The 25,775-nt window shown below is 65.7% G+C and carries 29 protein-coding genes; 12 read left to right on the top strand and 17 right to left on the bottom strand.

What is annotated here, in order from left to right:
* Nucleotides 1–9 precede the first annotated feature (9 nt).
* The 3 genes from EYZ64_RS24580 to EYZ64_RS24570 are packed head-to-tail and all read right to left on the bottom strand — an operon-like array spanning nt 10 to nt 2,734.
* The gene (locus EYZ64_RS24580; protein WP_135457542.1) at nt 10–855 is read right to left on the bottom strand and encodes an SDR family NAD(P)-dependent oxidoreductase; all 846 of its coding nucleotides are present in this window, start codon (nt 853–855) and stop codon (nt 10–12) included.
* Nucleotides 852–1,625, bottom strand: coding sequence for an SDR family NAD(P)-dependent oxidoreductase (locus tag EYZ64_RS24575; RefSeq protein ID WP_167857953.1), 774 nt, complete (start codon nt 1,623–1,625; stop codon nt 852–854). Before EYZ64_RS24575 ends, EYZ64_RS24580 begins: the two co-directional genes overlap by 4 nt.
* Before the next feature lie 8 nt (nt 1,626–1,633).
* On the bottom strand, nt 1,634–2,734 hold the full coding sequence (locus EYZ64_RS24570; RefSeq protein ID WP_135457540.1) for a cholesterol dehydrogenase/isomerase: 1,101 nt from the start codon (nt 2,732–2,734) through the stop codon (nt 1,634–1,636).
* A gap of 398 nt (nt 2,735–3,132) precedes the next feature.
* Between EYZ64_RS24570 and EYZ64_RS24565 the strand changes: the two genes are divergently transcribed.
* Nucleotides 3,133–3,408, top strand: a complete 276-nt coding sequence (locus EYZ64_RS24565; RefSeq protein WP_210115568.1) for a hypothetical protein — start codon at nt 3,133–3,135, stop codon at nt 3,406–3,408.
* A gap of 12 nt (nt 3,409–3,420) precedes the next feature.
* On the opposite strand, the gene EYZ64_RS24560 is transcribed toward EYZ64_RS24565, so the two are convergent.
* Nucleotides 3,421–4,620: a cytochrome P450 gene (locus EYZ64_RS24560; RefSeq protein WP_135457538.1), complete on the bottom strand. Its 1,200-nt coding sequence runs from the start codon at nt 4,618–4,620 to the stop codon at nt 3,421–3,423.
* 165 nt (nt 4,621–4,785) lie between these two features.
* On the opposite strand from EYZ64_RS24560, the gene EYZ64_RS24555 reads away from it, so the two are divergent.
* Nucleotides 4,786–5,352, top strand: a complete 567-nt coding sequence (locus EYZ64_RS24555) for a TetR/AcrR family transcriptional regulator (RefSeq protein ID WP_135457536.1) — start codon at nt 4,786–4,788, stop codon at nt 5,350–5,352.
* Here EYZ64_RS24555 and EYZ64_RS24550 read toward each other — a convergent pair.
* From EYZ64_RS24550 to EYZ64_RS24535, 4 genes are read right to left on the bottom strand one after another with little or no spacing between them, the layout of a single operon-like run.
* The gene (locus tag EYZ64_RS24550) at nt 5,349–6,236 is read right to left on the bottom strand and encodes a formylglycine-generating enzyme family protein (RefSeq protein ID WP_135457534.1); all 888 of its coding nucleotides are present in this window, start codon (nt 6,234–6,236) and stop codon (nt 5,349–5,351) included. The two genes, EYZ64_RS24555 and EYZ64_RS24550, sit on opposite strands and share 4 nt — an antisense overlap.
* Before the next feature lie 28 nt (nt 6,237–6,264).
* Nucleotides 6,265–7,176, bottom strand: coding sequence for an HAD family hydrolase (locus tag EYZ64_RS24545; RefSeq protein WP_135457532.1), 912 nt, complete (start codon nt 7,174–7,176; stop codon nt 6,265–6,267).
* A gap of 3 nt (nt 7,177–7,179) precedes the next feature.
* Nucleotides 7,180–8,733: an arylsulfatase gene (locus tag EYZ64_RS24540; protein ID WP_135457531.1), complete on the bottom strand. Its 1,554-nt coding sequence runs from the start codon at nt 8,731–8,733 to the stop codon at nt 7,180–7,182.
* A gap of 3 nt (nt 8,734–8,736) precedes the next feature.
* Nucleotides 8,737–10,287 (bottom strand): arylsulfatase, encoded by a 1,551-nt coding sequence (locus EYZ64_RS24535; protein ID WP_135457529.1) that lies wholly within the window; start codon nt 10,285–10,287, stop codon nt 8,737–8,739.
* 440 nt (nt 10,288–10,727) lie between these two features.
* On the opposite strand from EYZ64_RS24535, the gene EYZ64_RS24530 reads away from it, so the two are divergent.
* Complete coding sequence (locus EYZ64_RS24530) at nt 10,728–12,365, top strand: fatty acyl-AMP ligase (RefSeq protein ID WP_135457527.1); 1,638 nt, start codon at nt 10,728–10,730, stop codon at nt 12,363–12,365.
* 62 nt (nt 12,366–12,427) lie between these two features.
* Entirely contained in the window at nt 12,428–12,703 is a 276-nt protein-coding gene (locus tag EYZ64_RS24525; RefSeq protein ID WP_044519921.1) for a DUF1876 domain-containing protein, read from the top strand.
* A gap of 11 nt (nt 12,704–12,714) precedes the next feature.
* Here the strand turns inward: EYZ64_RS24525 and EYZ64_RS24520 are convergent, their stop codons facing one another.
* From EYZ64_RS24520 to EYZ64_RS24505, 4 genes are all read right to left on the bottom strand, one after another.
* Complete coding sequence (locus EYZ64_RS24520; RefSeq protein ID WP_135457525.1) at nt 12,715–13,800, bottom strand: 3-beta-hydroxysteroid dehydrogenase; 1,086 nt, start codon at nt 13,798–13,800, stop codon at nt 12,715–12,717.
* Between the two features lie 63 nt (nt 13,801–13,863).
* On the bottom strand, nt 13,864–14,076 hold the full coding sequence (locus EYZ64_RS24515; RefSeq protein WP_135457523.1) for an exodeoxyribonuclease VII small subunit: 213 nt from the start codon (nt 14,074–14,076) through the stop codon (nt 13,864–13,866).
* Nucleotides 14,077–14,087: 11 nt separating this feature from the next.
* A complete protein-coding gene (gene xseA / locus EYZ64_RS24510; protein WP_135457520.1) occupies nt 14,088–15,317 on the bottom strand; it encodes an exodeoxyribonuclease VII large subunit in 1,230 nt (409 codons plus the stop codon).
* On the bottom strand, nt 15,314–15,898 hold the full coding sequence (locus tag EYZ64_RS24505) for a lipid droplet-associated protein (RefSeq protein WP_135457518.1): 585 nt from the start codon (nt 15,896–15,898) through the stop codon (nt 15,314–15,316). Before EYZ64_RS24505 ends, xseA begins: the two co-directional genes overlap by 4 nt.
* 53 nt (nt 15,899–15,951) lie before the next feature.
* Here EYZ64_RS24505 and EYZ64_RS24500 point away from each other — a divergent pair, with 53 nt between their 5' ends.
* On the top strand, nt 15,952–16,965 hold the full coding sequence (locus EYZ64_RS24500; RefSeq protein WP_135457516.1) for a 4-hydroxy-3-methylbut-2-enyl diphosphate reductase: 1,014 nt from the start codon (nt 15,952–15,954) through the stop codon (nt 16,963–16,965).
* 28 nt (nt 16,966–16,993) lie between these two features.
* Here EYZ64_RS24500 and EYZ64_RS24495 read toward each other — a convergent pair whose 3' ends face one another.
* Nucleotides 16,994–18,196: a DUF6542 domain-containing protein gene (locus EYZ64_RS24495; protein ID WP_167857952.1), complete on the bottom strand. Its 1,203-nt coding sequence runs from the start codon at nt 18,194–18,196 to the stop codon at nt 16,994–16,996.
* An 84-nt stretch (nt 18,197–18,280) separates the two neighbouring features.
* Between EYZ64_RS24495 and ychF the strand changes: the two genes are divergently transcribed.
* Nucleotides 18,281–19,354 carry a redox-regulated ATPase YchF gene (gene ychF / locus EYZ64_RS24490; protein ID WP_135457514.1) on the top strand — a complete coding sequence of 358 codons (1,074 nt, stop codon included), beginning with the start codon at nt 18,281–18,283 and terminating at the stop codon, nt 19,352–19,354.
* Between the two features lie 73 nt (nt 19,355–19,427).
* The gene (locus EYZ64_RS24485) at nt 19,428–19,973 is read left to right on the top strand and encodes an OsmC family protein (RefSeq protein ID WP_210115567.1); all 546 of its coding nucleotides are present in this window, start codon (nt 19,428–19,430) and stop codon (nt 19,971–19,973) included.
* A gap of 63 nt (nt 19,974–20,036) precedes the next feature.
* Here the strand turns inward: EYZ64_RS24485 and EYZ64_RS24480 are convergent, their stop codons facing one another.
* On the bottom strand, nt 20,037–20,417 hold the full coding sequence (locus EYZ64_RS24480; protein ID WP_135457510.1) for a nuclear transport factor 2 family protein: 381 nt from the start codon (nt 20,415–20,417) through the stop codon (nt 20,037–20,039).
* 128 nt (nt 20,418–20,545) lie between these two features.
* Here EYZ64_RS24480 and EYZ64_RS24475 point away from each other — a divergent pair, with 128 nt between their 5' ends.
* Nucleotides 20,546–21,469, top strand: coding sequence for an alpha/beta hydrolase fold domain-containing protein (locus EYZ64_RS24475; RefSeq protein WP_135457508.1), 924 nt, complete (start codon nt 20,546–20,548; stop codon nt 21,467–21,469).
* A gap of 353 nt (nt 21,470–21,822) precedes the next feature.
* The gene (locus EYZ64_RS32500) at nt 21,823–22,227 is read left to right on the top strand and encodes a class III extradiol ring-cleavage dioxygenase family protein (RefSeq protein ID WP_286175116.1); all 405 of its coding nucleotides are present in this window, start codon (nt 21,823–21,825) and stop codon (nt 22,225–22,227) included.
* A gap of 39 nt (nt 22,228–22,266) precedes the next feature.
* Here the strand turns inward: EYZ64_RS32500 and EYZ64_RS24465 are convergent, their stop codons facing one another.
* Entirely contained in the window at nt 22,267–22,635 is a 369-nt protein-coding gene (locus tag EYZ64_RS24465; RefSeq protein ID WP_135457506.1) for a VOC family protein, read from the bottom strand.
* A 146-nt stretch (nt 22,636–22,781) separates the two neighbouring features.
* On the opposite strand from EYZ64_RS24465, the gene EYZ64_RS24460 reads away from it, so the two are divergent.
* From EYZ64_RS24460 to EYZ64_RS24450, 3 genes are read left to right on the top strand one after another with little or no spacing between them, the layout of a single operon-like run.
* On the top strand, nt 22,782–23,204 hold the full coding sequence (locus EYZ64_RS24460; protein WP_210115566.1) for a hypothetical protein: 423 nt from the start codon (nt 22,782–22,784) through the stop codon (nt 23,202–23,204).
* Between the two features lie 38 nt (nt 23,205–23,242).
* Nucleotides 23,243–23,989: a class I SAM-dependent methyltransferase gene (locus tag EYZ64_RS24455; RefSeq protein WP_135457504.1), complete on the top strand. Its 747-nt coding sequence runs from the start codon at nt 23,243–23,245 to the stop codon at nt 23,987–23,989.
* A gap of 41 nt (nt 23,990–24,030) precedes the next feature.
* Nucleotides 24,031–24,429: a hypothetical protein gene (locus EYZ64_RS24450; RefSeq protein WP_135457502.1), complete on the top strand. Its 399-nt coding sequence runs from the start codon at nt 24,031–24,033 to the stop codon at nt 24,427–24,429.
* A gap of 42 nt (nt 24,430–24,471) precedes the next feature.
* On the opposite strand, the gene EYZ64_RS24445 is transcribed toward EYZ64_RS24450, so the two are convergent.
* Nucleotides 24,472–24,882, bottom strand: a complete 411-nt coding sequence (locus EYZ64_RS24445; protein WP_135457500.1) for a hypothetical protein — start codon at nt 24,880–24,882, stop codon at nt 24,472–24,474.
* A gap of 208 nt (nt 24,883–25,090) precedes the next feature.
* Nucleotides 25,091–25,771 (bottom strand): guanylate cyclase, encoded by a 681-nt coding sequence (locus EYZ64_RS24440; protein WP_135460222.1) that lies wholly within the window; start codon nt 25,769–25,771, stop codon nt 25,091–25,093.
* Nucleotides 25,772–25,775: the final 4 nt, after the last annotated feature.

The following is a 25,775-nucleotide window of genomic DNA, read 5'->3' as shown; positions in this document are numbered from 1 at the left end:
GCATTGACTTCACTCCAGCGTGACGTCGGAGACCAGAGCCGAGCGGCGGGCGGCCTGGCCGGCCCGTTGTGCGGCGACGAAGCGCATCGAGAGCCGTTGCATCAGGCCGGGCGCCAGGCGGGCGATCAGCCAGGAGGCATGGGCGCGACGGGGTTTGACCAGGATGGCTCTATTGCGCGAGATGGCGCGCAAGGCGTCGGCGGCGAGCCGATCGGCGTCGTAGGCGGTCTTGACTCCTTGGCCCTGCAGGAAGTAGTCGCGGCCGACGAAACTGCCGACCGCGCCCTTGTCCAGGATCGGAGTCTCGACTGCGGCCGGGCAGACCGCCAGCACGCCCACGCCGTGGGCGGCCGCCTCCGAACGCAGGGCCAGCGACAGCCCGACGACGGCGTGCTTGGTCATCACATAGCTGGTGAGCTGACCCGCGGCGGCCAACCCGGCCATCGAGGCGGTGTTGATGATGTGGCCGTGGCCCTGCCGGATCATCTGCGGATACGCCGCGGCGACACCGTGGACGACCCCGCGCACGTTGATGTCGATGATGGCGTTCCACTGGTCGAGCGTGAGCAGTTCGGTGTCACCGCCCCAGACGATGCCGGCGTTGTTGAACATCAGATCGAGCTTTCCGGCCCGTTCCACGACGCCGTCGACCGCGGCCTGCACGGCGGCCGCGTCGGTGACGTCGAGGCGTGCCGACCGGGCGCCGAGCGGCGCAGCGGTGCGCGCCGCCGCAGCCTCGTCAATGTCGGTGCAGAGCACCTCGGCACCGGCGGCGGTCAACGCGCGGCACAGCGCTGCGCCGATCCCGGACCCGGCGCCGGTGACGATCGCCTGCTTACCGGCGAGCGTGCTCACGCCTGGGTCAGCTTCATGACATGGCCGAGAATGTCCGGATAGCGCTTGAGGTGCGCGCCCCCGTTGAGATCGAGCACCTCGCCGGTCAGCCAGGACGCCTGCGGGGAACACAGGAACACCACGGCCGCAGCGATGTCCTCGGGGGTTCCGCTGCGACCCAGCGCGGTGTTCTCGACGTACTCCTCGACCACCCCGGGGATCATCGCCGCGGGATCGGTCAGCGGAGTCTTCACGAATCCCGGCGCGATCGCGTTGACCCGGATGCCACGCGGTCCCATCTCGAGGGCGGCCACCTGCGTGAGCATCGACAACCCGGCCTTGGCCGCGCAGTAGGCGCTCATGCCGGCCGCGGGCTGGCGGCCGTTCAGCGATGAAATCAACACCAGGGCACCACCTTCGGGCAGGGCCCGGCCGGCGTGTTTGGCGACGATGAATCCGCCGTTGAGGCAGACGTCGACGACCGAGCGGAAGTCGTCGACCGGCATATCGGTGATCAGTCCGACGTTGCTGAACCCCGCGCAGTTGAGCACGATGTCAACAGAACCGGCGCGGGTAACTTCAGTGAACAACTTCTGCACCGCATCCTCGTCGGTGACGTCGACGTAGAAGCTGGTGTGTGGTGCGCCGAGCTCGGCAGCCCGGGCCGCTGCGCCGTCGGCATCACGGTCGGCGATGACGATGCGGCAGCCGTCGGCGGCCAGCGCCTGGGCACTGGCCCACCCGATCCCCGAGGCCCCGCCGATGACGATCGCTACGCGATTCATTGACATTCCGCTGCTCATTCCTTCTCCTCGCGCGAGCGCTCGTCGGCCCGATCCGGGCGGTGGTCGCCCCACTTCTTGTCGATGGCGTTCCATGGGTCGGCCAACTGTCCGGGATAGTCCTTGTACGCGGACTTGGACCGCAGGAAGGCGCGAATCAAGGGCGCCGCCAGGCCGATCGGGAAACGCTTCAACCCGGCGTTCGCCCTGGTGTCCGCCAGCAGTTGCGGCCAGGAGTGATGCTGGAACCCGAGCGCTTCCTGCGCCCGGCTGGTGTCCATCCAGTCGGTGGCGAACCAGGCGGCGTCATCGTCGGGGTTGCCGGGTCGGCCGATCGGCAGGCCGCCCCTGATCCCCATCGCGGCAGCTGCTTGCGAACCGACTCCGGACTGGATGTGGCGGTGCGTCTCGGCGTCGCCGCCGATCAGCAGCACCTCGTGGTTGGCGGTTTCGGTCGGGACCGTGGTGGCGGCGACGAACGCTGCCGCCACATCACGAACGTCCACGGTCTGCAGCCGCCCGTCGGCGGGCAGCACACTCTCGAACGAGATGAGGTCAACGTCGATGCCGAGGCTGAACTCGGAGCTCATGACCCCACCGAGACGCAAGATCAGCCAATCCAGCTTCGAGGCTCGGACCAGGGCTTCGGCCTCGACCTTGTGCGCGCCGTAGATGTCGGATGGGTTGGTCGGGGTGTCCGGGGTCAACACGTCGTCGATGTGGTGCGGATTGCGGGCACCGTAGACCGCGATGCTCGATGCCTGGACGAACCGAGGCGGAGTCGGTTGGGCCTCGGCGGCCCGCAGCAGCGACGCGGTGGCCTCGACGTTCACCTTTCGGGCCAGCCCACGGCGCATGTAGCAGAACGGCGGGATGATCGCGGCGAGGTGGATGATCGCGGCCGGTGCGACCGCAGCCACGAGTGCGTCAACGGCAGCGGCGTCGGTCAGATCGGCCCAGCGCACCTGTACGGATGACGGGAGCACGGCGGCGGCCTTGCGGTTCGCGGGGACGTCGAGATCGGTCGCGACCACCGTGCGCCCGCCGGCGGCCAGCGTTTTCACGACGGCTGAGCCCACCAAACCGAACGCTCCGGTAACCAACACAGCGTCGGACATAGGTCTCCTCGCTAGAACGTGTTGCAACACTAGCGAACGCCGATGTGGTGTGTGTCACCGCGATCCGGACGGGGTTGTCGGGTTTTCGGCGGGCTGTTCGCCCCTGATTGCTCAGCAACCGGTCCACGGCCGTCGTACTGGGGGAGTTTGATGGAAGGCGAATGTTGCTGCCGTTGCCTCAAAAGCATTGATCAGTGGCACTGTCGGCCGATGAGCGTGACTGACATCACGCTGCACACCCCACTGTGACGCGTTTGCCGGAATGGTCGTCGTTACCGGATTTGGAAATTTGCCCGAGACCTATGCAAGGTGTGGCTGTAGGTATCAACGAAAGTGAGCCGATCGCAGGCGTTTGTGATGTACTCGGTTGCACGCGTCAGCAATTGGGGAGGTGTGGGATGTCCGAAGATGTCGTGACGGGGGTTAACGGCAGCGACTCCGGTGAAATTGCCGAAGAAGTTGCTGTGGGTTCCTCGGTGGTGGTGTATCCGGGAACTGACGAAGAACTGCATGGCACCGTTGTCGAAGATTTCGCCGACTTGGCCGGGACCGCGGTCGAGGTCGCCGGCGAGCGAATCGTCGAACCGGCACGGCGGTGGGCCGTCAACCTTGACGACGGTGGCCTGGTGTTCGTCGACGACGACAGCATCGCGCTCGCCGCGCAAGCCGCCTGAGTTCCGGGTAGATCACCGCACGCTCAGCGGAAGCTGACGTAACCGGCGAACCAGCAGGCTGGGTTGCCATTCGGCATCCCCGGCCGGTCGAATGGTGTTGTCGGTGCCCAGTAGAGACGACATCACGATGCGGGCTTCGAGCCGGGCCAGCGCGGCCCCGAGGCAGAAGTGCCCGCCCTTGCCGAATGCCAAGTGGTTCTTGGTATTCGGCCGGTCGAGCCGGAATTCGTTCGGGTACTCGAACACTGCGTCGTCCCGGTTGGCCGCGCCCCACAGCAGCAGCAGGTGGCTGTCCGCGGGCAATGCGACTCCTGCCAGTTCGGTATCGGCCAAGACGTGGCGATAGTGCCCCCGGAACGGGGACTCGAACCGCAGGACCTCCTCGAGAAACGGCGCGATCATCGTGGGATCCGTTCGCAGCCGCTCGGCCAGGTCGGGCCGGCGGCTCAGAATCCACACGGCGCTGCCGATCAACGATGCGGTCGATTCGCCTCCCGCCCCCACCAGCTGGATCAGCATGAACACCGCTGTGTCGCGGGACACCCGCTCGGCCGCGCAGTACCCGGCCAAGTCCCCGAGCAGGTTTTCCCGTGGGTTTGCCGAAGCTGCACCGAACTGTTCGGTCAGGTACCCGCCGAGTTCGACGGCCGCGATCCCCGACGTGGTCAGCTGGTCGGCGTCGACCAAACCGTCGAGGAGCTGAGTGCTGGCATAAGCCCACGTCACGAGCCGGTCCACGTCGTCGGCTGGAAGCCCGAGCAACCGCGCGACCACCAGCATGGGCAGCCGGTCGGCCAGTGCGGACATCCAGTCGAACTCCCCGCCGGCCTCGGCGAGCAGTTCTGCGGCCGTGGTGGCGATGAACGGCTCGAGCTCGGAGATCCGCTTGGCCGCCATCCGGGGTAGCACCAACTTGCGATGCGCGGCGTGGACCGGATCGTCGGCGGTGGCCAGCACGTGGACGGGGTTGCCCGGCTCGCCCATGCCGAAGGGGGAGACGGTGCCGTCGGGCTGAGACCACATGGTCGCCGTGAGATTCGAGGAGAAGTCCTGCGCGCGTGCGGTGGCCTCGATGACGGCGTCGAATGACGTCACCACGAAGAACGGGGACTCGCCGACCTGTGCCACCGGCGCGTGGGCCCGCAGCCGGTCATAGAGCGGATACGGATCCTGCAGGCAGTGCGGCTCGAACAGTTCGTGTGCCAGAAGCATTTGCCCAGGTTGGCTGGCGATTCTGGGCGAGTCAACGACGTCGGGACAAGTTGATATTCGCCGACCGGACTCGTGGTGCGGACGCGTCTCAATCCAGCGCGGTGACCTGCAGACCGGCTGAGAATTATTCAGCATACTGTCTCAGCATGCGATAAATTAGTCGCTATGTCTCCTGGGCGCACGGACTGGTTGGTCGGGGGCGACCGACGGGTCGAGGCTGCCGAGCGCATCTACACCGCTGCGGCCGAGATGGCGGCCCGCGACGGGTTTGACGCACTGGACATCGACGCGCTGGCGGCCCGGGTGCACTGCTCGCGCGCGACGGTCTACCGGCACGCCGGTGGCAAGGCGCAGATCCGCGACGCTGTATTGGCCAGGCTGGCGGCTTCGATCGTGGGAGAGGTGCGTCGAGCGGTCGACGGGCTGACCGGAGCGCAGCGGGTTTTGACCGCCGTTACCGTTGCACTGCAACGCATCCGAGCCGATCCGATGTTCGATCTGCTCCTCGGCTCACTGCGCAGCGGCGGCGGGATGGCGGACCTGACGCAATCGCCGGTGCCTGCCGCGTTCGCCACCGAACTCACCGGTCTGGGCGAGGACGACCCCGCGGCCGCGGCATGGATCGTGCGCCTGGTGCTGTCACTGCTGGTCTGGCCGGGTGACGATGAGGCCGCCGAGCGGGAGGTGTTACGGCGCTTCGTCGCCCCGGCGTTCGGTGAGGCCCAACCCTAGTCGGCGCGGCGCACACACCGAAAGCCGATGTGGCTCATACCCGTATCCACCATCTGGGGCCGCCGCGCGGCGGGGCGGTACCGCATGCAGTAGCTGTCGGCACAGAGGAACGAGCCGCCCTTGATCACCCTGCGCCCGATCTGGAACTGCGGCTGGTTCGGGTCGTAGGTGTCCGCGGCGCAACACGGTGTGGTGGCGCGGTCCTCGCCGTACCAGTCCGTGGTCCACTCCCAGACATTGCCTGCCATGTCGAACAGGCCGTAGCCGTTGGGTTCGAAGCTGCCGACCGGTTTCGTTGTGCCATAACCGGTGTCAGGCAGGTAGGGGAACTCGCCGTGCCAGTAGTTCGCCAGGCGCTGCCCGGGTTGCTCGGGCTCGTAGCCCCACGTGTATGCCGCACCGGCGATCCCGCCGCGGGCCGCGGTCTCCCACTGGGCCTCGCTCGGCAGTTCCAGGCCGGCCCAGTCCGCATAAGCTACGGCATCGTCAAAGGCGATGTGCACCACCGGATGCTGCTCGCGTCCCTTCAGGGACGATCGCGGCCCGCGGGGGTGATTCCAGCACGCGCCCGGCGTCCAGGCCCACCACTGGTTGATGTGCCGCAGGTCCACCGGACCCGAGGTGCGCTGGAACACCATCGAGCCGGGAACCAGGTTTTCCGCCGGAGCGCCCGGGAAGTCGTCCGGGTTCACCGGACGTTCGGCGACCGTGAGATAGCCGGTGGCGTCCACGAATTCGGTGTAATCGGCGTTGGTCACCTGTTGACGCTGGATCCAGAACCCCGCGGTGGCGACCTCCCTGGCCGGCGCCTCCTCGGGGTAGTGCGCGTCAGAGCCGAGGACCGCCGTCTGTGCCGGAATCCAGACCAGATCGGCTGATGTCATGCGTCGAGTCGACCACTTCGGTGCGGACTCAGTCAAAGACCGTCGTCCAATCGTCGCGCATACTCGCCACCGTCCAGCCACGGTCGGCGGCCAGCCCCAGTGCCTTTTCGGCTCCTGCGGTGTAATCGAATTCGCGTTCGGCGTCGTCATGACGCACCAGCAGACCCAACGACGGGCCCGTGCCGCCGCCGGCGTACTCCAACATCTGGATATCGCCGTTGGAGTTGCCCGCCGCGAAGATCGGCCGACGCCCGACGCGCCCCCAGATGCGCACTGCCTTGACCGGACCGTCATTGAGGAACTCCGGTGTGGCCGTGGTCTTGAGCTGACCGTCGACGAAATCGAGCCCCACCGAGCTGCCGATCACCCGCTCGGGCGGGATGCCGTACATCGACTCTGTCACCGGGCGCATGAAATCACGGCCGCCACCGGAGGTGATGTAGTTGGTGAAGCCGTTGGCCTCCAGGTAACGCAGCAGTTCGACCATCGGCTGATAGCCGCACGCGGTGTACGGCCGGTTCAGTGTCGGGTGCTGCGCCTCGGCGAAGAACGCCGCGATCCGGTCCGCGTGATCCTCGACGGTCAGTCCCGCGTACGCCGAAAGTACGCCGCCGGCAAGGACTTTCAGGGCCGAATCATCACCGTTGTAATGCTTGGTGACGGCATCCCCGAACCAGGCCAGATCGCCGGCGGCCGCAGCCTGATACGGCTGCTCGGCTGCCAGCGCCGGCTCGGCGGCGGCCTGCTCGGCCAGCCGGCGCACCAGGAAGTCCAGCTGGATGTAGGCCGGCTTCTCACACCACAGGGTGCCGTCGTTGTCGAAGACCGCGACCCGGGCTTCCGGCGCAACGAAATCCGGACCGTCGGTGGTGACGCGGCCCACGAAGTCGACGATCGCCGACTTCGTGGGTCCCTCGGCCCAGGAAAGCAATTCCGTCACCGCCTAGCCGCCGCCCGTTGCGAGGAACTTCTTGAGTTCGTCCACGGCGTGATTGATGGTGAACGAAGCCGGCTCCTGGCGCGGCGGGAATTCCTTGAAGGTATCGAGGAACTGCGTCACGATCGCGGAGCCATAGAACATGAGGAACAGGCGGTCGATCATCCAGTCCCAGTAGGTGTTTGATGTAACGTCCGCACGCTCGAAGGGGTCGGTGCGCAGATTGAACAGCTTGGGCGCACGCAACTTGGTGAACGGCTCGAACCATACCTGCAGGGTGCCCTGGCAACGTTGCTCCATGAACACGATCTTCCAGTTGTCCGCTCGGATGCCCAGCACGTCGCCGTCGTCGGAGAAGTAGATCATTCCGCGGCGCGGACTCTTCTCCACCTCGCCGGTGAGGTATGGCAGCAGGTTGTACCCGTCGATATGGACCTTGTACTCGGTCTTTCCATCGGCCCCGGCCGTATGGCCTTTCTTCAACTTCTCGACGATATCCGGGTCGCCCGCCACGGCCAAGAAGGTGGGCAGCCAGTCGTGGTGCTGCACAATCTCATTAGAGATTGCGCCCGGCTTGATCTTCCCGGGCCAACGAATCATCTCCGGAATGCGGAACGCGCCCTCCCAGTTGGTGGCCTTCTCACTGCGGAACGGGGTGGTCGCACCGTCCGGCCAGGAGTTCGCGTGTGGGCCGTTGTCTGTCGAGTAGATGACGATGGTGTCCTCGGCGATACCCAAGTCGTCGACCAGGTCGAGAAGTGTGCCGACGTTGCGGTCGTGGTCGATCATGGTGTCGTGGTACGGGGACTGCCAGCGGCCGGCTTGTCCCCGACTCTCCGGCTTGGTATGAGTCCGGAAGTGCATGTGGGTCAAGTTCATCCACACAAAGAAGGGGGTGTCGGCTTCGTACTGGCGCCTGATGAAATCGGCACACGCGGAGGTTGTTTCGTCATCGACGGTCTCCATCCGCTTCTTGGTCAGCGGTCCGGTGTCCTCGATGCGCTGCTTGCCCACCGGCCCGTAGCGCTCGTCCACCTCGCCGGAGTCTTGGTCGGTGGCCCAGGAGTGAATGACGCCTCGGGGCAGCAACGCGGCCCGCATCTTCGGGGCTTCCTCGGCGGTGGGGTAGTCCTCGTGCTCCGGTTCCTCCTCGGCGTTGAGGTGGTACAGGTTGCCGAAGAACTCATCGAATCCGTGTTCGGTGGGTAGGTACTTGTTCAGGTCGCCGAGGTGGTTCTTGCCGAATTGCCCGGTGGCATAGCCCAGTGGCTTGAGCAGTTCGGCGATCGTCGGGTCCTCGGCCTGCAGTCCGACGTCGACGCCGGGCATGCCCACTTTGCTCATCCCGGTGCGGTACACGCTCTGACCGGTGATGAACGATGCCCGGCCCGCGGTGCAGCTCTGTTCGCCATAGGAATCGGTGAACAGCATGCCTTCGTTCGCGATGCGGTCGATGTTCGGCGTGAAGTACCCCATCATGCCGCGGCTGTAGCAACTGAGGTTCCAGATGCCGATGTCGTCGCCCCAGATGACCAGGATGTTCGGTTTTCCGTTCGGCATGACTCAGTCCTTCGCTAGAAACTCGTGCAACTTCTCGACGGCTTGATCCACGCTGAAGCTGGCCGGTGCGTGCCGAGGCGGGAAGTCCTTGAACGTCTCAAGGAACTTCGTCGCCATTGCGGTCGCGTAGAACACGAAGAAGTCGTGCCGCAGCAGCCATTCGTAGTACGTGTTCGACGTGATGTCGGCGAACTCGTACGGGTCGGTGCGCAGGTTGAACAACTTCGGCACCCGCAGGGGGGTGAACGGCTCGGCCCAGACCCGCAGGGTGCCTTGGCACCGCTGTTCGGCGAAGACGATCTTCCAGTTCTCGAATCGCAGCGCCACCAGGTCCCCGTCGTCGGAGAAATAGAAGAACCCACGCCGCGGGCTGGTCTCCACCTCGCCGGTCAGGTACGGCAACAGGTTGTACCCGTCGATGTGAACCTGGTACTCGGTCTCCCCGTCGGCACCGGCTTTGTGGCCCGTCTTGAGCTTCTCCGCGATGTCGGGATCACCGGCGGCGGCCAACAGGGTGGGCAGCCAGTCGTGGTGCTGGATGATCTCGTTCGAGACCGAGCCGGCCTTGATCTTTCCGGGCCAGCGGATCAGCTCGGGAATCCGGAAAGCGCCCTCCCAGTTGGTGTTCTTCTCGCTGCGGAACGGAGTGGTGCCGCCGTCGGGCCAGGTGTTGCGGTGCGGGCCGTTGTCGGTGGAGTAGATGACGATGGTGTCCTCGGCGATACCGAGCTCGTCGAGCACGTTCAGCACGGTGCCGACGTTGCGGTCGTGGTCGATCATCGTGTCGTGGTACGGCGACTGCCACAGCCCGGCCTGCCCACGGCTCTCCGGCTTGGTGTGGGTGTAGAGGTGCATGTGGGTGAAGTTGCACCACACGAAGAACGGATTGCCTTCCGCATGCTGACGCTTGATGTAGTCGACCGTGGAGTCGGCGATGTCCTCGTCGATGGTCTCCATCCGCTTGGTGTTCAGCGGGCCGGTGTCCTCGATGGTCTGCTTGCCGACGGGCCCGAACTTCGGGTCGTCCGGTTCGGTGGACACGTCGGTGGTGGCCTTGCACTTGAGCACGCCACGCGGTTTGGCCAGCTGGTAGAGCCGCGGGTACCGATCCTCGTGCGGGTAGTCGAAGTTCTCGGGTTCTTCCTCGGCGTTGAGATGGTAGAGGTTGCCGTAGAACTCGTCGAAACCGTGAACGGTCGGCAGGTATTTGTTGAGGTCGCCGAAGTGGTTCTTGCCGAACTGGCCGGTCGCGTACCCGAGCGGCTTGAGTAGCTCGGCGATGGTCGGATCCTCTGCGGCCCAACCGATGTCCACGCCGGGCACACCGACTTTGCTCATTCCGGTGCGATAGACGCTCTGCCCACTGATGAATGCCGCGCGGCCCGCGGTGCAACTTTGCTCGCCGTAGGAGTCGGTGAACCGCATGCCCTCGCTGGCGAGGCGGTCGATGTTCGGGGTGTGGTAGCCCATCAGGCCGTCGCTGTAGCAACTCAGGTTGCTGATGCCGATGTCATCGCCCCAGATCACGAGAATGTTCGGCTTGCCGTTTGGCATGTTTCAGTCCTCCTGTCGATCCCCGACTTTTTCGTCTCTGGCCGACGGTATGTGGTTTCGCCGGCCACCGGTGGGCTTCTCGACGCTTCTCAGCCGATATTTACCGACGCGCTCGCTTTGGGGCCGGGGCGTCGATCGGAGTCCATCGTCGAATTTGCCACCTCCTTCGATATTCTCGTTGTTCGGCGGGCGTATTGCCTTGTTGCCCAAACAAATATCCATTCAGGAACGCCGACACGAACATCGGTTGACCGGCAGATGGCCTCGAATCTTGGCCCAGGCTGGCTATTCTGTCGGAATCGTGGGTTCGTCCCGTGCCGACTGTCCGGCCGCCGTCTGCGATTGCTCTGATTGCCGTGGGAGCATCGCCGATGATTACGTGCGCCATTCGGGTACGAATCATTCGCGGAAACGTAACGCAATGGGTTCAGGGGGGATCCATGAGCAAATTCACCGAGACGATGTATGCAAACGCACATGCAAGCACCAGGGGGATGGTGACCGGTGAACCACATGCGCCGGTTCGGCATACTTGGGAACAGGTACATCAGCGGGCGCGTCGGGTCGCGGGCGGCCTCGCCGCGGCAGGCGTAGACCGCGGCGACGCGATCGCGGTGCTGGCCGGACTTCCGGTCGAGGTTGCGCCTACCGCCCAGGCGGTCTGGATGCGTGGCGCCAGCCTGACCATGCTGCACCAACCCACCCCTCGCACCGACCTCGTGAAATGGGCTGCTGAAACGGCCGAGGTGGTCGGAGCCATCGACACCGACACCGTTGTGCTATCCGAGCCATTTCTGGGTGCCGAGCCCGTGCTGGCCGAGCGCGGGGTGGCCGTTGTCACCATCGAGCAGCTGCTCGGTACGGAGCCGATCGACCCGGTGCACGTCGACGAGGACGACCTGGCGCTGTTGCAGCTGACGTCGGGCTCCACGGGGCCTCCCAAAGCGGTCCAAATCACCCACCGCAACCTGCATTCCAACGCTGAGGCGATGTTCGTCGGCGCCGAGTACAACCTAGACAGCGACGTGATCATCAGCTGGCTGCCGCTGTTCCACGACATGGGGATGACCGGGTTCCTGACAGTTCCGATGTACTTCGGTGCGGAGCTGGTCAAGATCACGCCAATGGATTTCCTGCAGGACGCGTTGCTGTGGGCGAGGCTCATCGACAAGTACAAGGGCACGATGACCGCCGCGCCGAACTTCGCCTATGCACTGTTGGCCAAGCGGTTGCGCAGGCAGGCCCAACCCGGCGAGTTCGACCTGTCGACGTTGCGATGGGCGCTGTCAGGTGCCGAGCAGGTTGAGCCGGCCGACGTCGAGGATCTGTGCGCTGCAGGCAAGCAGTTCGGCTTGCGACCAGAAGCGATTCTGCCGGCGTACGGCATGGCCGAGACCACGGTCGCGGTTTCGTTCTCGGAGTGCAACTCCGGCCTCGTGGTCGATGAGGTGGATGCCGACATCCTGGCGACGCTGCGACGTGCGGTGCCGACGAAGAACGGCAATCGTCGCCGGTTGGCGACACTGGGCCCCTTGCTGAGTGGGCTCAAAGCCCGCATTGTCGACGAGGACGGGAAAGTGCTTCCGGCCCGCGGTGTCGGAGTGATCCAGGTCCGCGGCGAATCACTGACCCGGGGCTACACCACGGCGGCGGGATTTGTGCCCGCACAGGACGAGCGGGGCTGGTACGACACCGGCGATCTGGGCTACCTGATGGAGAACGGCCACATCGTGGTCTGTGGCCGCGTCAAGGATGTAATCATCATGGCCGGGCGGAACATCCATCCGACCGACATCGAGCGTGCTGCCGGTCGCGTCGATGGCGTGCGACCGGGTTGTGCCGTTGCGGTGCGACTGCATTCCGGGCGTTCGACGGAGTCCTTCGCCGTCGCAGTGGAATCGAGTGCGTTCGATGACCATAGCGAGGTCCGCCGCATCCAGCATGACGTCGCCCATCATGTGGTCACCGAAGTGGATGCACGGCCACGCACGGTCGTCGTCCTACCGCCGGGAGCCATCCCGAAAACACCGTCGGGCAAGCTTCGTCGCGGGTTCGCGCTGTCCCTGGTCGGCCAATGACTCGCCAAACTGTTGGCATCCTCGCCGTGCCCGGCGCACAGTTGTAGGTGGAGGTGTCCGACATGTACGACAAGGATCTGACCAACAAGTGGCTCGTCGAGATCGAGTTCTCCGAAGACGAGATCCACACCCATGCCTCGGTCCGGGCACAGGTGCGCGACGACACGATATCCACCACCGGAGACGCCTACCGGAACCCCAAAGACCCCGGCGCGCCGATGATCGGTGAGGAGATCGCGGCGGCCCGCGCGCTGATCTCGCTGGGTACCGAACTACTGCATGCCGCATCGGCACGGATCGAACAGTCCACGCACCATCCGGTGCACCTGTACCGCTGAGGGGTGACCGGCTACGCGGTGACGGACTGCTTGGACCCGGACTCCATCTGGTGGAACAGGTCGACGTAGTAGGGCATGCACTCGGTCATGGCCTGCTCAGTGGTGAACAGCGGCTTGTAGCCCAAGTCGCGTCCGGCCTTGGCGATCGAGAAGTAGTTGTTGAGGTAAAGCCGTTCCACCGCAAGGGGTTCGATCAACGGCTCGGGGAGGGCGAACTTGAAGTGCAGCCACTGCCAGGCCATCATCACCTTGTGTACCAGCTTGCCGGACACGTAGAACGTCGGCAGCTTCCGGCCGCACGCCGCGATCACCGGGCGGGCGAACTCGAACATGTTCATCGGTTCACCGTCGTTGATGAAGTACGCCTGACCGGGTGCGGTGCCACCGGGGACCAGGTGCTGGCCGGCCAGGATGAACCCGTGGATCAGGTTGTGCACGTAGGAGTTGTCGAGCTTGATGTTCTTGTTGCCGACGAGCACCTTGACGTGTCCGGCCAGAACGTTCTCGAACACCTTGCGGAACATGGTCTGATCGCCGCGGCCCCAGATGCCGCTGGGCCGGATCGAACACGTCAGCATGCCCTGCTCGCCGTTCTGGGAGAGCACGAACTTCTCGGCCACGACCTTGGTCTCGGTGTACAGGTCGTTGAACCGGGTGGTGTACGGCATGGTCTCGTCACCGTTGACGATGTCCTGTCCGCCCATCACCACGCTGTTGGAGGCGGTGTAGACGAAGCGCTTGACGCCGGCGGCCTGGCCCGCGTGCACCAGGTTCTTGGTGCCCTCGACGTTGACGGCGAAGCTGCGCTGCCGGTACTCCTCGGTGACCGAGGCGCCGCCCATCAGGTCGATGATCGCAGCGGTATGAATGATCGTGTCGATGTCCTTGACGGCGTCGGCCACGGTCTCCGGGTTGCAGATGTCGCCCTCGATGACCTCCAGGCCGGCGTGATCGCCCAGCGGCGACGGCGCGCGGTCGAACGAGCGCACCGCGTAACCGCGGTCGAGCAGCTCGGTCACCAGGTTGGCGCCGACGAAGCCGGAGCCACCCGTCACCAGGACGCGGCCGAGTTCAGTGGTCAGAGATGCGTCACCCATGCTGGGCAGCTTAACTGAAACAGGTTCCAGTTTCGACCTGGATCGGCAAAAACAGTTGCTGCATCAAGATTCTTCGGACTCGCGCGCGGCCAGGGCCTGCTCGACCCGCTGCCGTGCTCCAGCTAAGTGTTCTTCGCAGCGTTGTGCCAGCTTCTCGCCGCGCTCCCAGAGATTCAGCGAAGCGTCGAGATCGAGCCCACCCTGCTCCAACTGCTGCACGACGGCGACCAATTCGTCGCGGGCCTCTTCATAGCCCAATTCACTAATAGGCTTCATGCTCACATCCTCTACTCGCTGCCGTCGCTGACAGCCGAGATCACTCCGTCGGACACCCGCACTCGCAGCCGGGTGCCGTTCGGGGCGTCGGCCACTGAACGTAGAACTGTCGGTGCCCCCGACTCCGGGACCGCCTGGACCACCGCATAGCCGCGGGCCAGCGTCGCCGCCGGGCCGAGCGCGGTCAGCCGCGCCGACAGATGGCCGACGGTGTCGGCCCCCGCGGCGATCAACCGGGTGATATCGCGTTGGGCGGTGGCCCGGGCCCGGGCGATCTCGTCTGCCCGCGCGGTGAGACCGGCGAGAGGTTGCGCGAGTACCGGGCGGCTGCGCAACTGCTCCAGATGGTGCTGCTCACGGTGTACCCAGTTGCGTAGTGCGCGGGCGCTGCGCCGGTGCAGATCGGTGATCAGCGCCTGTTCGGCGGCCGCATCGGGCACGATCCGCTTGGCCGCGTCGGTCGGGGTGGCCGCGCGCACGTCGGCGACCAGATCGGACAGGGGAGTGTCGGGTTCGTGACCGATCGCGCTGACCACCGGCGTGCGGCAGGCGGCGATGGCCCGGCACAGCGTCTCGTCCGAGAACGGCAGCAGGTCCTCCACGCTGCCGCCGCCGCGTGCGAGGACGATCACGTCAACGTCGGGCATAGCGTCCAGTGCTGCTAAAGCGTCGACGATCTGCGGAACCGCGTTGGGCCCCTGCACGATGGTGTTGCGGATCGCGAAGCGCACCGCGGGCCAGCGGGTACCGGCGACCGTGGTGACATCACGCTCGGCGGCCGAAGCGCGGCCGGTGATCAGACCGATGGTGTTGGGCAGGAACGGGATTGGCCGTTTGAGTCGCGGATCGAAGAGTCCTTCGGCCTCGAGTAGCCGGCGCAACCGCTCGATCCGGGCCAACAGCTCACCGATGCCGACCGCACGAATCTCGCTGACCCGCAACGAGAATGTGCCGCGACCGGTGTAGAAATTGGGCTTGCCGCAGATGATCACCTGGGTGCCCTCGGTCAGCTTGACCGGGGCGTTGCGCACCAGGTCGCGCGGGCAGGTCAGCGTCAGCGACATATCGGCTGCCGGATCCCGCAGCACCATGAAGACGGTCTTGGAGTCCGGGCGGACCTTGAGTTCGGTCAGCTGCCCCTCGACCCATACCGTGCCGAGCCGGTCGATCCATTTGGCGACGCGGGTCGCTACGGCGCGGACCGGCCAGGGGTTTTCCGGTGATTGGCCCGGTTCGGTCACTTCGCGGTCGCGCGGGTGATCCTGTTGGCGAGCAGCGTCACGAACGGTGCGCGGGCCCGGCCGGCCTCCTCGTAGGCCAGCAGCGCCTCAAGGTCGGCCACCCGCAGGGCGGTCAACCGCGCGCGCAGCTGCGCCAGCGTCAGCGCGTCGTACCCGAGTTCGCCCGCGATGTCGGGCGCTGCGCCTGCGGCGGTGGCGCCTCCGGCCTTGCCGTTCGCCGAGCCCGCCGAATCGGGCTCTCCGGTGCTGTAGAGGGCGAACCGGCCCTCGGTGCGCCGCTCGCCGTCGCCGGCTGCCGGCCCGTCGGCGTCGTCCTCGGAGTCGGGGTCGGACTCGAAATCCTCGTCGAAGGTGGCCCACTCGGGCTGCTCGTCCTTGGGCGGAAACAGTTGTTCGAGTGTCTCGTCGCCCTTGACCACCAGCTCTGCGAGGTTCTGCTGGACATGCATGACGAGGTTGGCCGCCTGGCTGGCCACCGTCATGGGGTAGGTCAGGATCGTCTGAGGCAACTTGCGGGTTTCTTCCAGGGCGGTTGCTGCCGCACCCACCAGCAGCCGGACCCCATACGGTGCAGTTCCCATGGCCCACAGCCTACGGCTGGCTCGGCGCTGCGGTGGGCCCGTACCCTGGAGACATGCCGCCGACAATCAACATGGGTATCCCGGGTGCCACCAGCTCGGTGAGGTCAGGCGGTGGTTCGCAAGTCTCCGGCAAACGGGTCCTGCTGGCCGAGCCTCGTGGGTACTGCGCCGGTGTGGACCGCGCCGTCGAGACCGTGGAGCGCGCCTTGGAGAAGCACGGCGCTCCGGTCTACGTGCGCCACGAGATCGTGCACAACAAGCACGTGGTGGAGACGCTGGCCAAGGCCGGCGCGGTATTCGTCGACGAGACCGACGAAGTGCCCGAAGGGGCGATCGTGGTGTTCTCGGCGCACGGTGTGGCGCCGACCGTGCACCAGACCGCTGCCGAGCGCAGCCTGCAGGTCATCGACGCCACCTGCCCGCTGGTCACCAAGGTGCACAACGAGGCCAAGCGGTTCGCCCGCGACGATTTCGACATCCTGCTGATCGGCCACGAGGGCCACGAGGAGGTTGTCGGCACCGCCGGTGAGGCGCCCGACCACGTCCAGGTCGTCGATAATCCGGACGCGGTGGACAAGGTCACGGTGCGCGACCCGGACAAGGTCATCTGGTTGTCGCAGACGACGCTGAGCGTCGACGAGACCATGGAGACGGTGCGCCGGCTACGCGAGAAGTTCCCGACATTGCAGGATCCGCCGAGCGACGACATCTGCTACGCCACGCAGAACCGTCAGGTGGCCGTCAAGGCGATGGCTCCCGAATGCGAGCTGGTGATCGTGGTCGGTTCACGCAACTCGTCGAACTCGGTGCGGTTGGTCGAGGTGGCCCTGGGCGCCGGCTCGCAGGCTTCACACCTGGTGGACTACGCCGAGGATATCGACCCGGCCTGGTTGGAGGGCGTCACCACCGTGGGTGTCACTTCCGGGGCATCGGTGCCCGAGGTGCTGGTGCGCGGTGTGCTCGAACGGCTGGCCGAGTACGGCTATGGGACCGTGCAGCCGGTCACCACGGCCAACGAGACGTTGGTGTTCTCGCTGCCGCGTGAGATCCGCCCGCCGCGCGCCTGATCGGCGTCAGGCGTCGACCAGACGTAGATCAGTCGTCGTGATCCGAGGAGTGGCGGCCCCTGGCCGCTGCACCCTTTGACGAGCGAGGCCGCATGCGGTGCTCCACCCGGTGGTCCTCGTCCTCAGAACCGCGGTAGCGCACCCGCGACACCGGATGGTGCGTCGAGCGGCCGGAACCGTTGGGTGCCTGCTTGGGCTGCTCGAAGGAATCCTCGAACGGCTGGTAGTCGTCGAATCGGCGGCGCGGCCGCTGCGGTCGCTCATGTGGGGCGTCGAACGAGCCGGTGTCACGGCGCTCCGGCGGCGGCTGCTTGCGCGGGTCGCGCGGCTGGGTCCGCACCCGCCGGCGCGGCTCGCCGCCTCCCGGCTCGGCTGAGCGCGGGGGCCTGGGCCGCCGCGGCCGCTCGGGCATCGCGCCGTCGAGTTCGCTGCTGAGATCGCTGTCGGCGCCACGGGTCGGGCGGGGGCGCGGCGCTGCGGTGCGCTTGGTCGGCCTGCGCTCGCCGCGGGGCCGCCCGGAGGCCGCTGCGGCTGCCGCTGCAGCACCCGTGCCGGGCTCTGCGCCGGCTGGACGCCGGCGCGGGCGCCGTTCGGATGGGCGCCGCCGTGGCGGGGCATCGGCCGCGTCGTCCTGCCGGGCCGTCCGCTCCCGGCGGGTCGACGCGGTGGCGGGTTTGCGGAGAACCAGCCCGGAAAGTTTCGCTGTGACGGATGACACAATTCCCGCGGCGGGCTTGGCCTTGGCTGTTTCGGCCGTTCTGGAGTCGGCCGTCCCATCTGCTTCGGCTCCACGACGGGATGTCAGACCGACGTACCACCGGCCGAGTCCGATCAGCAGCACTGCCGCTGACAGGAACAGCATCAGCGGGAAGCGTTCGATCAATGGATATCCGCAGTTGATCGCGAGGTCCTTCACCCCGGCCAGCTGGCCGCCGTGGAACAGGAAATAGGACCCGGGAACGGCGACGAAAAGGATGAGTGGGGGCTGGATCACGGCCGTGAACAGACCGGCCTGCTGGACCACCAGAACAGCCAAAATGCAACCGAGTGAATAGCAGACCGCGAACACCGAACTGAGCTCGCGATTGCCCGAACCGGCATCGAAAGCAAAGCCGATCGCGGTAGCCGTGATCGCAATCAGCACAGCTCCCCACCACGGCACACCGGCGAATTGCGGGTGTACAGAGCGATGGTCAGCCGGCACTGCCGACTGTGCGCGCTGTCCTGACACACGTAGACCGTACCGGCTCAGTCTGGCCGCGTGCTGCCAGCTCGCGCTGGCGTGCCCGTCACACCCGCCTAGACTGTGGTCCCTGTGAGCCTGAACCTGGGAATCGTCGGTTTGCCGAACGTCGGAAAGTCGACTCTGTTCAATGCCCTGACACGGAATGACGTGTTGGCGGCCAACTACCCGTTTGCGACCATCGAGCCCAATGAGGGCGTGGTTCCGCTGCCCGATCCCCGGCTCGACAAGCTCGCCGAGATCTTCGGCTCGGAGAAGACCGTGCCGGCCCCGGTGACGTTCGTCGACATCGCAGGCATCGTCAAAGGCGCCTCAGAGGGCGCCGGCCTCGGCAACAAGTTCCTCGCCAACATCCGCGAGTGCGACGCCATCTGTCAGGTGGTGCGCGTGTTCGCCGATGACGACGTGGTGCACGTCGACGGGCGGGTGGATCCGCGCTCGGACATCGAGGTGATCGAGACCGAGCTGATCCTGGCCGACATGCAGACGCTGGAGAAAGCGGTGCCGCGCCTGGAGAAGGAAGCCCGCAACAACAAGGAGCGCAAGCCGGTCCTGGACGCGGCGGTCGCGGCCCAGGCGGTGTTCGACGACAGCAAGACGCTCTTCTCCACCGGCAAGGACTGGTCGGTGCTGCGTGAGCTGAATTTGATGACCACCAAGCCGTTCCTGTACGTGTTCAACGCCGATGAGTCGGTGCTCACCGATGAGGCGAAGCAGGCCGAGCTGCGTGCACTGGTGGCTCCGGCCGACTCAGTCTTCCTGGACGCCAAGATCGAATCGGAATTGATCGAGCTCGACGACGAGTCGGCCAACGAGCTGCTGGAGTCGATCGGGCAGACCGAGCGTGGCCTGGACGCCCTGGCTCGGGCCGGCTTCCACACGCTGCGGCTGCAGACCTATCTGACGGCCGGGCCGAAGGAATCGCGCGCCTGGACCATCCACCAGGGCGACACCGCTCCCAAGGCGGCCGGCGTGATCCACACCGACTTCGAGAAGGGCTTCATCAAGGCCGAGGTGGTGTCGTTCGACGATCTCGTCGAGGCCGGGTCGATGGCCGCCGCCAAGGCCGCGGGCAAGGTCCGGATGGAAGGCAAGGACTACGTGATGGTCGACGGGGACGTCGTGGAGTTCCGCTTCAACGTCTAGACAGTGCGCCGAGCGTGGCGCCTATGCACGCAATCGGTCCGGTTTTCGTGCATAGGGCCCACGCTCGGTCCTAATGCCGTTGGCCGGTCGTTACTATCGCCTCCTTGTGACGACATCGACCAATCACCTCGCCGGGATAATCGCCGCCACCGCCGATGCGGTCGCGGCAAACGAAGCCAATGCGAAGGTGGTGTTCCGGGCAGCCGCGCAGGCGCATGGCGCGGTGGCCAGCTCGGTCACGCTGGGGCAGTACCGCGTTGAGGTGGACGAGCCGCCGGCGTTGGGCGGGGAGAACAAGGCCCCGAATCCGGTCGAGTTCTACCTGGCCTCACTGCTGTCCTGCCATGTCGTGACGTGGCGGTTCTGGTCGGAAAAGCTCGGTATCGCAGTGGACGACATTTCCGCGCGTGCCGAAGGCGACCTCGACGTCCGTGGCTTCTTCGGACTGGACGAGGGTGTGCGGGCGGGTTTCGGCGAGATCCGGGTGATGGTTAAGGTGACCGGGCCGGAAACCGAGGAACGCTACCGCGAGCTGCATGAGGCCGTCGAGGCGCACTGCCCGGTGCTGGATCTGACCCGGAACACGACGCCGGTGCGCGCGACGTTGGAAGTCGGGTAGTCCTCGATCACCGATGGCGTCGGAGTGGGGCTAGACGCTCGCTTCAACGTGTGAGCTCCGCAGTCACTCCATCGATTCGACCCACTGACTGCGGGATGGCCCGGGGCTGAACGGATCTCCGAAGTACTGGGTCTCGCGGACGACCTCACCGTCCACGAATTCCATGATGCTCACCACGTATGACGGTTGCCCGTCGTAGGTCAGAACGAGTTCGCTGATCCACAGATCACCGCCACCGAGGATGCGGCGGACCGTGAAGCGTTTGGCATTCGGCTGGGCTTCGCGCGAAGCCTGAATGCTGTCCCGCCCGCGGATCCGTTCACCTGATTGGGGATATTCGAGGACCGCGTCGGCCCGGTAGATCCGATGCTCGGCGTCGAAGTCGTTCATGTCTGATGACGCCCAATGTGCCTCAACAGCGGTGCGCAGGTTGTCTTCATCCATGGCAAAAACCGTATCGGGCGCGCTGATCGATGCCATGTTCTTCGGTCCAGCAATCTGGTGGCGTTCTGCTTCAACGTCTGACCGATTTCGGTTCAACCTGACGATCGGCAAGTTCGTAAGCTGTTCGCATGCGTCTGCGGCTGTCTTCCCTGACTGACCCGTCGTTGCTCCCATTCGTCGACGAGTCTCGCGCGTTCTACGCGCGGCGGCCATCCGGCCGCGGACCGACAAGTCTGAGTGAGCTTTTCGCCGCCCGCGACGCGATGCCCACACCTGCCGAATGTGAGCCATCCCCCTTGGTGGAGACCGTGACCGCCGGCGGGCGAAGTGTGTCCGTCCGTATTCACACCCCGACGGATCGGCGTGCGGCGGGGGTGCTGCTTGAGATTCACACCGGCGGCTTCTATCTGGGCTCGGCCGCGCGGAGTGACGTTCAGAATCGACGTCTCGTCGAGACGTTGGGGGTCGCGGTGGTCAGCGTCGACTATCGACTGGCGCCAGAGCATCCGTGGCCCGCAGCCCCGGATGACTGCGAGACTGCGGCTTTGTGGCTCGCCGAGAACTCCGAAACACGATTCGGCACAGCACAGCTGGCCATCACGGGATTCTCCGCAGGATCCACACTTGTGGTCACGACGTTGGTCCGGTTACGCGACCGGGGGCTCCATGTCTTCGGTGGGGCGGTCGTTCAGTGCGGCACGTTCGATCTCTCCGCGCAGACGCCGGCGGGTCGTCTCATCGCTGACGAGTATTTCCTCAGTGCATACGCAGGTGACGCGCCAGATCGCACCGATCCGGATGTCTCGCCCGTTTTCGCGGAGCTCAAGGACCTCCCGCCGGTCCTGATGGTGATCGGTGCAGAGGATGTGCTTCTTGAGGACAACCTCGCTATGGCGGCCAGGCTCGCCGCAGCGGGTGTCGAAGTTGATCTGCGGGTCTACCCCGCATCGCCGCATGCATTCACCGGGCATGCGACCTCGATGGCGCAAGCTGCTCTGGACGGGATCGACGGATGGCTGCGAGGACGGATCGGAGCTATGCCATGGCGCTGATCTCGGCCGCGATCTGCCCGCACCCGACGATGTTGATCCCAGACGTAGCCGGGCGTAGTCGCCGGTGGAACCGCCTCCGCGACGCCTGCCGGGAAGCGGTTGGGCGACTACAGATTCCGGTCGTGGGAGGCGGGCATGAACCGTCTCCGGATGCTCCTCAATTGGTTGCGGTCGTCGGCGGTGACGACTCGACACGGAGTTTCGACCCGGCGGGGGTGTACCCCAGCCTGTTTGCGAGTGGCGTTCGCTGGAGGTCCGGATGGGGGCAGGACGCAGACGACCCGCAGCCGCTGCCGTTGACGCTCTCCGTCGGCTACTGGCTTCTGGGGGCGTCAAGGCCGGGTGACAAAGGAATGATCGTTGCCGACTGCGCATTCGAATCGATCGATTTCGATGCCTCGGTTGAGGACTGCGCTGCGCTGGGCCGAGATTTGGCCGGACGTGCCGAGCGGGTGGCGATGATCGTCATCGGCGAGGGATCGACGTGCATGACTGCGTCGGACCAGGCACATCACGCCAAAGAGGCGGACGTGTACGACAAGGCAGTCATGCGGGCGTTAGCGCAAGGCGATGACGACGCACTGGGTCGACTCGGTGAAAACAGCATCGCAACGACCGGGCGGGCGCCGTGGCGGGTCTTGGCCGGAGCCGCTGCGGGGCACCAATTCGAGGGCCGATTGCATGCGCGCGGGGGAGCGAGAGACCGTGGGTACTTCGTGGCGAGTTGGACTCGGCGCCAACGTGGGTCGCTGACGTAACTCGAGTTCGGCCTCAATGCCTGATGACGTTCTGCCCTCTCACGCTTCGAAGTACTGGACCAGGCAGAACTCGTGGCCTTCAGGATCGAGCATGACCAGAACGACACCCTCGTCGTAGTCGTTGCGGATGCCAGACCACTGGCCGCCGAGGGCCTCGACCTGATCGAGGCCCACCGCGATGTCGTCTACTTGCACGTCCAGGTGGATGCGCACTTTTGTGACCTTCGGTTCGGGCACGCGCTGGAAGGTGAGTCGGGGAAACCGTCCCGAGCGCGAGCCCACAGTCGCCCAGTTCGGGTCCTCCCCATGCTCGCTGGACGTCGGAATACCGAGCAGCGCGGCCCAGAAAGCCGACATCCGAATGGGATCGGCGCAATCGATCGTCACTCCAGACCAGCGGTTTGCCATCGGTTCTCCCCAGGGCTTGACGACACTCCAACAGATCTTTCCACCGCATCGGAGGGAGGGATTCCGCGGTTCGACCGGCAGTGATGGCTGACGGTGATCGGCGATGAAATGTGGTGGAGTTGTGCTTTGAATGTGTCGGTCGAGTCATGAGGTTCGCAGCGATGTACATCCCGAACGAACTGCTTTCCCGGCTCGTCGGTGCGCGACTGTATTCGGTCGAGATCGTCCTCAACGACTGCGCGCACCTGAAGTTCGACGGGGCGGCCGGTGGGGGAGAACCGGCCGTCCTCGCCTGCTATGTCTGGCCGGTGGTCGAAAGCTCCGGTCGGGTCTGGCGTGAGTCCGACCTCGGGTACGCGGACAGCCTGCGCAAGTTGACGCCGGGCACGGTGACGGCGACTACCGAGCAGACAGGTATCGGAATTCGCATCGAACTCGACACGGGCACAGTCGTGATCCATCCGGAGTTGGATGAGGTCTACGTCGAGATTGCGATGCTCACGGGATTCGCCGATGGAGCGTGGATGGTGTGGCGGCCCGGCGAGGACAGCTTCGAGGATCTGGTCTGAACGCAGACCTGACGGGGCCTGCGACGTAGCATTTTCTGGTGGGGTTTGTTGTCCCGCCGGATGCTTACACACGCTTCATGGGCCGCTACGCCGAGCCCCTGGCGAAGGCTTTCGTGTCGTTCTCCCGGGTCGGCGCCGGTGACAAGGTGCTCGACGTGGGGTGCGGCCCCGGTGCATTGACCGCCCAGTTGCTGTCGGTGGGAGCCCAAGTCGCAGCGATCGATCCGTCACCGCCTTTCGTCGACGCGATCCGTGCACGCTTCCCCGACATTGATGCGCGGCGGGGAACTGCCGAGGAATTGCCGTATGACGCAGCCACTTTCGATGCTGCTCTGGCGCAGTTGGTGGTGCATTTCATGACGGATCCGGTGGTCGGCATCGGGCAGATGGCCCGCGTGACCCGGCGCGGCGGCGTCATCGCCGCATGCGTGTGGGACGGGCCGACGGGCGCGCTCGCGCCGTTCTGGGAGGTCGTTCACCTGATCGACCCGGACGCTGAGGATGAAGCGTTACTCGCCGGGGCGCACCGGGGACACCTGACCGAGATGTTCGAAGCGGCCGGCCTGCGTGACGTGGACGAGCGTCCCCTCGCCGTCGACGTTGTGCATCCGACCTTCGAGGAGTGGTGGGAGCCGTACACATTCGGGGTAGGTCCCGCTGGCGACTATTTCCAGGGCCTCGATGACGCCGGTCGTGCACGTCTCGAATCAGTGGCTCGCGGACATCTTGGCGCCGGACCCTTCACCGTTGCCGCCACCGCGTGGGCCGCCCGCGGGACGGTGTGACAACAGGCGGTGAAGTGCCAACCTCGTTAGACTCCGCGCTCGTGGCGTCGAACACTCGTCGGGCGGCCGGTACGCAGACCTTCACCGATGTCTTGAAGATATGGTTCGCCGGCAAGCGGCCGGACCCTGCCGCCGATCTCTCCGACTTTGAGTCGGGTGCGACGTTGCAGGTCAGCTGTTTCCTCCGCTCCCCGGGGGCGACATCCCGGGCCAAGTTGGGGACCCTTTCACTCACCCGCGGTGAGCCCGTGAGCTGGCGCGGCCGGGATAAGAATGCCGTCACTTTCAACCCGCCGCTGACGCTGACGGAATCAGGCGAGAAGGCCATTGGGCCGAGATTCACCGCGTTCGTTCTCGCCTGCGCCACCGGGTCATTCGATGTTCACATTCCCACGCTGGACGTCGCGCTGGTGAAGCATGCTTTGGACGCCTCTGCCTGATCAGGCGCCGAGGTTGGTTTGCGCTTCGTCGAACGGCGAGAGCTAAAGCCCGCCGCAGCGCGATGGGGCCAGGATCGGGGACCAGGGCGGGCAATCCGCCGGCAGCGGCTGCGGGGGAGCGGGCGGTGGTGGCGGGCCCAGAACCGGCGGCGGCGGAGCCTCATGGGGAACGCCGTTCCACGGGTAGATGGTGTTGGAGGCGACGTCCACGACACCCTCTGAGTTCCAGTACCAATCGTGGCAGATGCCGGCGTCCCAGGTGATGACCTGGCTTCCCGGTATCGGAGGATCACCCGGACACCAATGGGTGCAGGTGAGCCCGCCGGGGCAGTTCCCGCCCTGATAACTCGGTCCGAAGGCCGGGTCCGCTTGGCTGACGCCCAGCCCCAACCCGGCCAGGGCCAAGCCTCCGGATGCTGCGATGACAACCGCTAATCGGGTAACCGGATCCATCGTCTGTCCCCTTCGTGAGGCACTCCTCTGCTGGCAATGAAGCCATGCTCACCAGGCAATTGTGCCGCGATCGCGGGACGCGCGACAGCGTTCTTCGGGGAGAGTCCTCGAACGAATCGGGTGTTGAGCGGCGGCGCGACTTGGCGGACAGAACTCGAGGGGAGCGTAAGCCCACCGAGGACGTCACAGGCCGACGGACCCACACTCCCTAGTCGACGGTCACCGAGATCTCGTCACCCAACCGGTAGCCGTCGGTCAGTGGCAACTCGTCACCGCTCCAGAACGAGCCGGGATCGAACCAGTTGTAGCGCTTCTCGGTCGTCAGCAGACCCATCTCCTCAAACGTGATGGCCACTGTCTCGGCGCAGTAGGCGGTCTCCAGCCCCACCTGGCGGCTACGCGCCTTCTTGCGTTCGGCGGACTCGCGAACCTTCTTGTGCACAAGGGGAATTCCGCGGGTGAAATCGCTGACGATCGGTATCCGTCCACGCAGCCAGCGTCCGGTCAGTCGCGCGGTGGTGGGAAAGGCGGTGCCGTTCATCCGGGCGATCACCTTGAGGAGCTGGTCCTCCTGCTCGCGAGTTGCGAACGGGGTGAGCTGCCGCAGCCAGCAGCGCTGCCCGTAGCTGTGTGCCCAGCGTTCGACGACCTGGCGGGCATCGTTGAGTTGCACCCCGCGGTGGTTGGTACCCGTCCACATGTCGAGCAGCTTGTCGCCGAGCTCGGCATGCCAGATCAGCGGTGGGAGGTCGTCGATCGCGACGGTCATCCCGACGTGGTTGACCGGGCTGTTGGTGAGGGTCTGGATCGCCCGGTCCGGCCCGGAGCCTCCGCGAAACAGCCAGATGTCACCGGTACGGGTCTCCTCCAGCGCCTTGGTCAACGACACGGTG

The sequence above is a fragment of the Mycobacterium sp. DL99 genome, assembly GCF_004762045.1.
GTDB lineage: Bacteria > Actinomycetota > Actinomycetes > Mycobacteriales > Mycobacteriaceae > Mycobacterium.
The sequence above is the reverse complement of the archived record's forward strand: the minus strand, read 5'-3'. Positions and strand labels throughout refer to the sequence as shown.

Bases quoted from the DNA above. Each gene is read 5' to 3' on its own strand.
- EYZ64_RS24445 (WP_135457500.1), bottom strand. From the start codon at position 24,882: ATGGATCCGGTTACCCGATTAGCGGTTGTCATCGCAGCATCCGGAGGC.
- EYZ64_RS24505 (WP_135457518.1), bottom strand. From the start codon at position 15,898: ATGGGAACTGCACCGTATGGGGTCCGGCTGCTGGTGGGTGCGGCAGCA.
- EYZ64_RS24535 (WP_135457529.1), bottom strand. From the start codon at position 10,287: ATGCCAAACGGCAAGCCGAACATTCTCGTGATCTGGGGCGATGACATC.
- EYZ64_RS24560 (WP_135457538.1), bottom strand. From the start codon at position 4,620: ATGCTTCTGGCACACGAACTGTTCGAGCCGCACTGCCTGCAGGATCCG.
- EYZ64_RS24570 (WP_135457540.1), bottom strand. From the start codon at position 2,734: ATGTCCGACGCTGTGTTGGTTACCGGAGCGTTCGGTTTGGTGGGCTCA.
- EYZ64_RS24465 (WP_135457506.1), bottom strand. From the start codon at position 22,635: ATGGCAAACCGCTGGTCTGGAGTGACGATCGATTGCGCCGATCCCATT.
- EYZ64_RS24540 (WP_135457531.1), bottom strand. From the start codon at position 8,733: ATGCCGAACGGAAAACCGAACATCCTGGTCATCTGGGGCGACGACATC.
- EYZ64_RS24520 (WP_135457525.1), bottom strand. From the start codon at position 13,800: ATGGGTGACGCATCTCTGACCACTGAACTCGGCCGCGTCCTGGTGACG.
- EYZ64_RS24575 (WP_167857953.1), bottom strand. From the start codon at position 1,625: ATGTCAATGAATCGCGTAGCGATCGTCATCGGCGGGGCCTCGGGGATC.
- EYZ64_RS24475 (WP_135457508.1), top strand. From the start codon at position 20,546: ATGCGTCTGCGGCTGTCTTCCCTGACTGACCCGTCGTTGCTCCCATTC.
- EYZ64_RS24550 (WP_135457534.1), bottom strand. From the start codon at position 6,236: ATGACATCAGCCGATCTGGTCTGGATTCCGGCACAGACGGCGGTCCTC.
- EYZ64_RS24460 (WP_210115566.1), top strand. From the start codon at position 22,782: ATGAGGTTCGCAGCGATGTACATCCCGAACGAACTGCTTTCCCGGCTC.
- EYZ64_RS32500 (WP_286175116.1), top strand. From the start codon at position 21,823: ATGATCGTTGCCGACTGCGCATTCGAATCGATCGATTTCGATGCCTCG.
- EYZ64_RS24500 (WP_135457516.1), top strand. From the start codon at position 15,952: ATGCCGCCGACAATCAACATGGGTATCCCGGGTGCCACCAGCTCGGTG.
- EYZ64_RS24485 (WP_210115567.1), top strand. From the start codon at position 19,428: ATGCCGTTGGCCGGTCGTTACTATCGCCTCCTTGTGACGACATCGACC.
- EYZ64_RS24515 (WP_135457523.1), bottom strand. From the start codon at position 14,076: ATGAAGCCTATTAGTGAATTGGGCTATGAAGAGGCCCGCGACGAATTG.
- EYZ64_RS24530 (WP_135457527.1), top strand. From the start codon at position 10,728: ATGAGCAAATTCACCGAGACGATGTATGCAAACGCACATGCAAGCACC.
- EYZ64_RS24480 (WP_135457510.1), bottom strand. From the start codon at position 20,417: ATGGATGAAGACAACCTGCGCACCGCTGTTGAGGCACATTGGGCGTCA.
- EYZ64_RS24565 (WP_210115568.1), top strand. From the start codon at position 3,133: ATGTCCGAAGATGTCGTGACGGGGGTTAACGGCAGCGACTCCGGTGAA.
- EYZ64_RS24555 (WP_135457536.1), top strand. From the start codon at position 4,786: ATGTCTCCTGGGCGCACGGACTGGTTGGTCGGGGGCGACCGACGGGTC.
- EYZ64_RS24525 (WP_044519921.1), top strand. From the start codon at position 12,428: ATGTACGACAAGGATCTGACCAACAAGTGGCTCGTCGAGATCGAGTTC.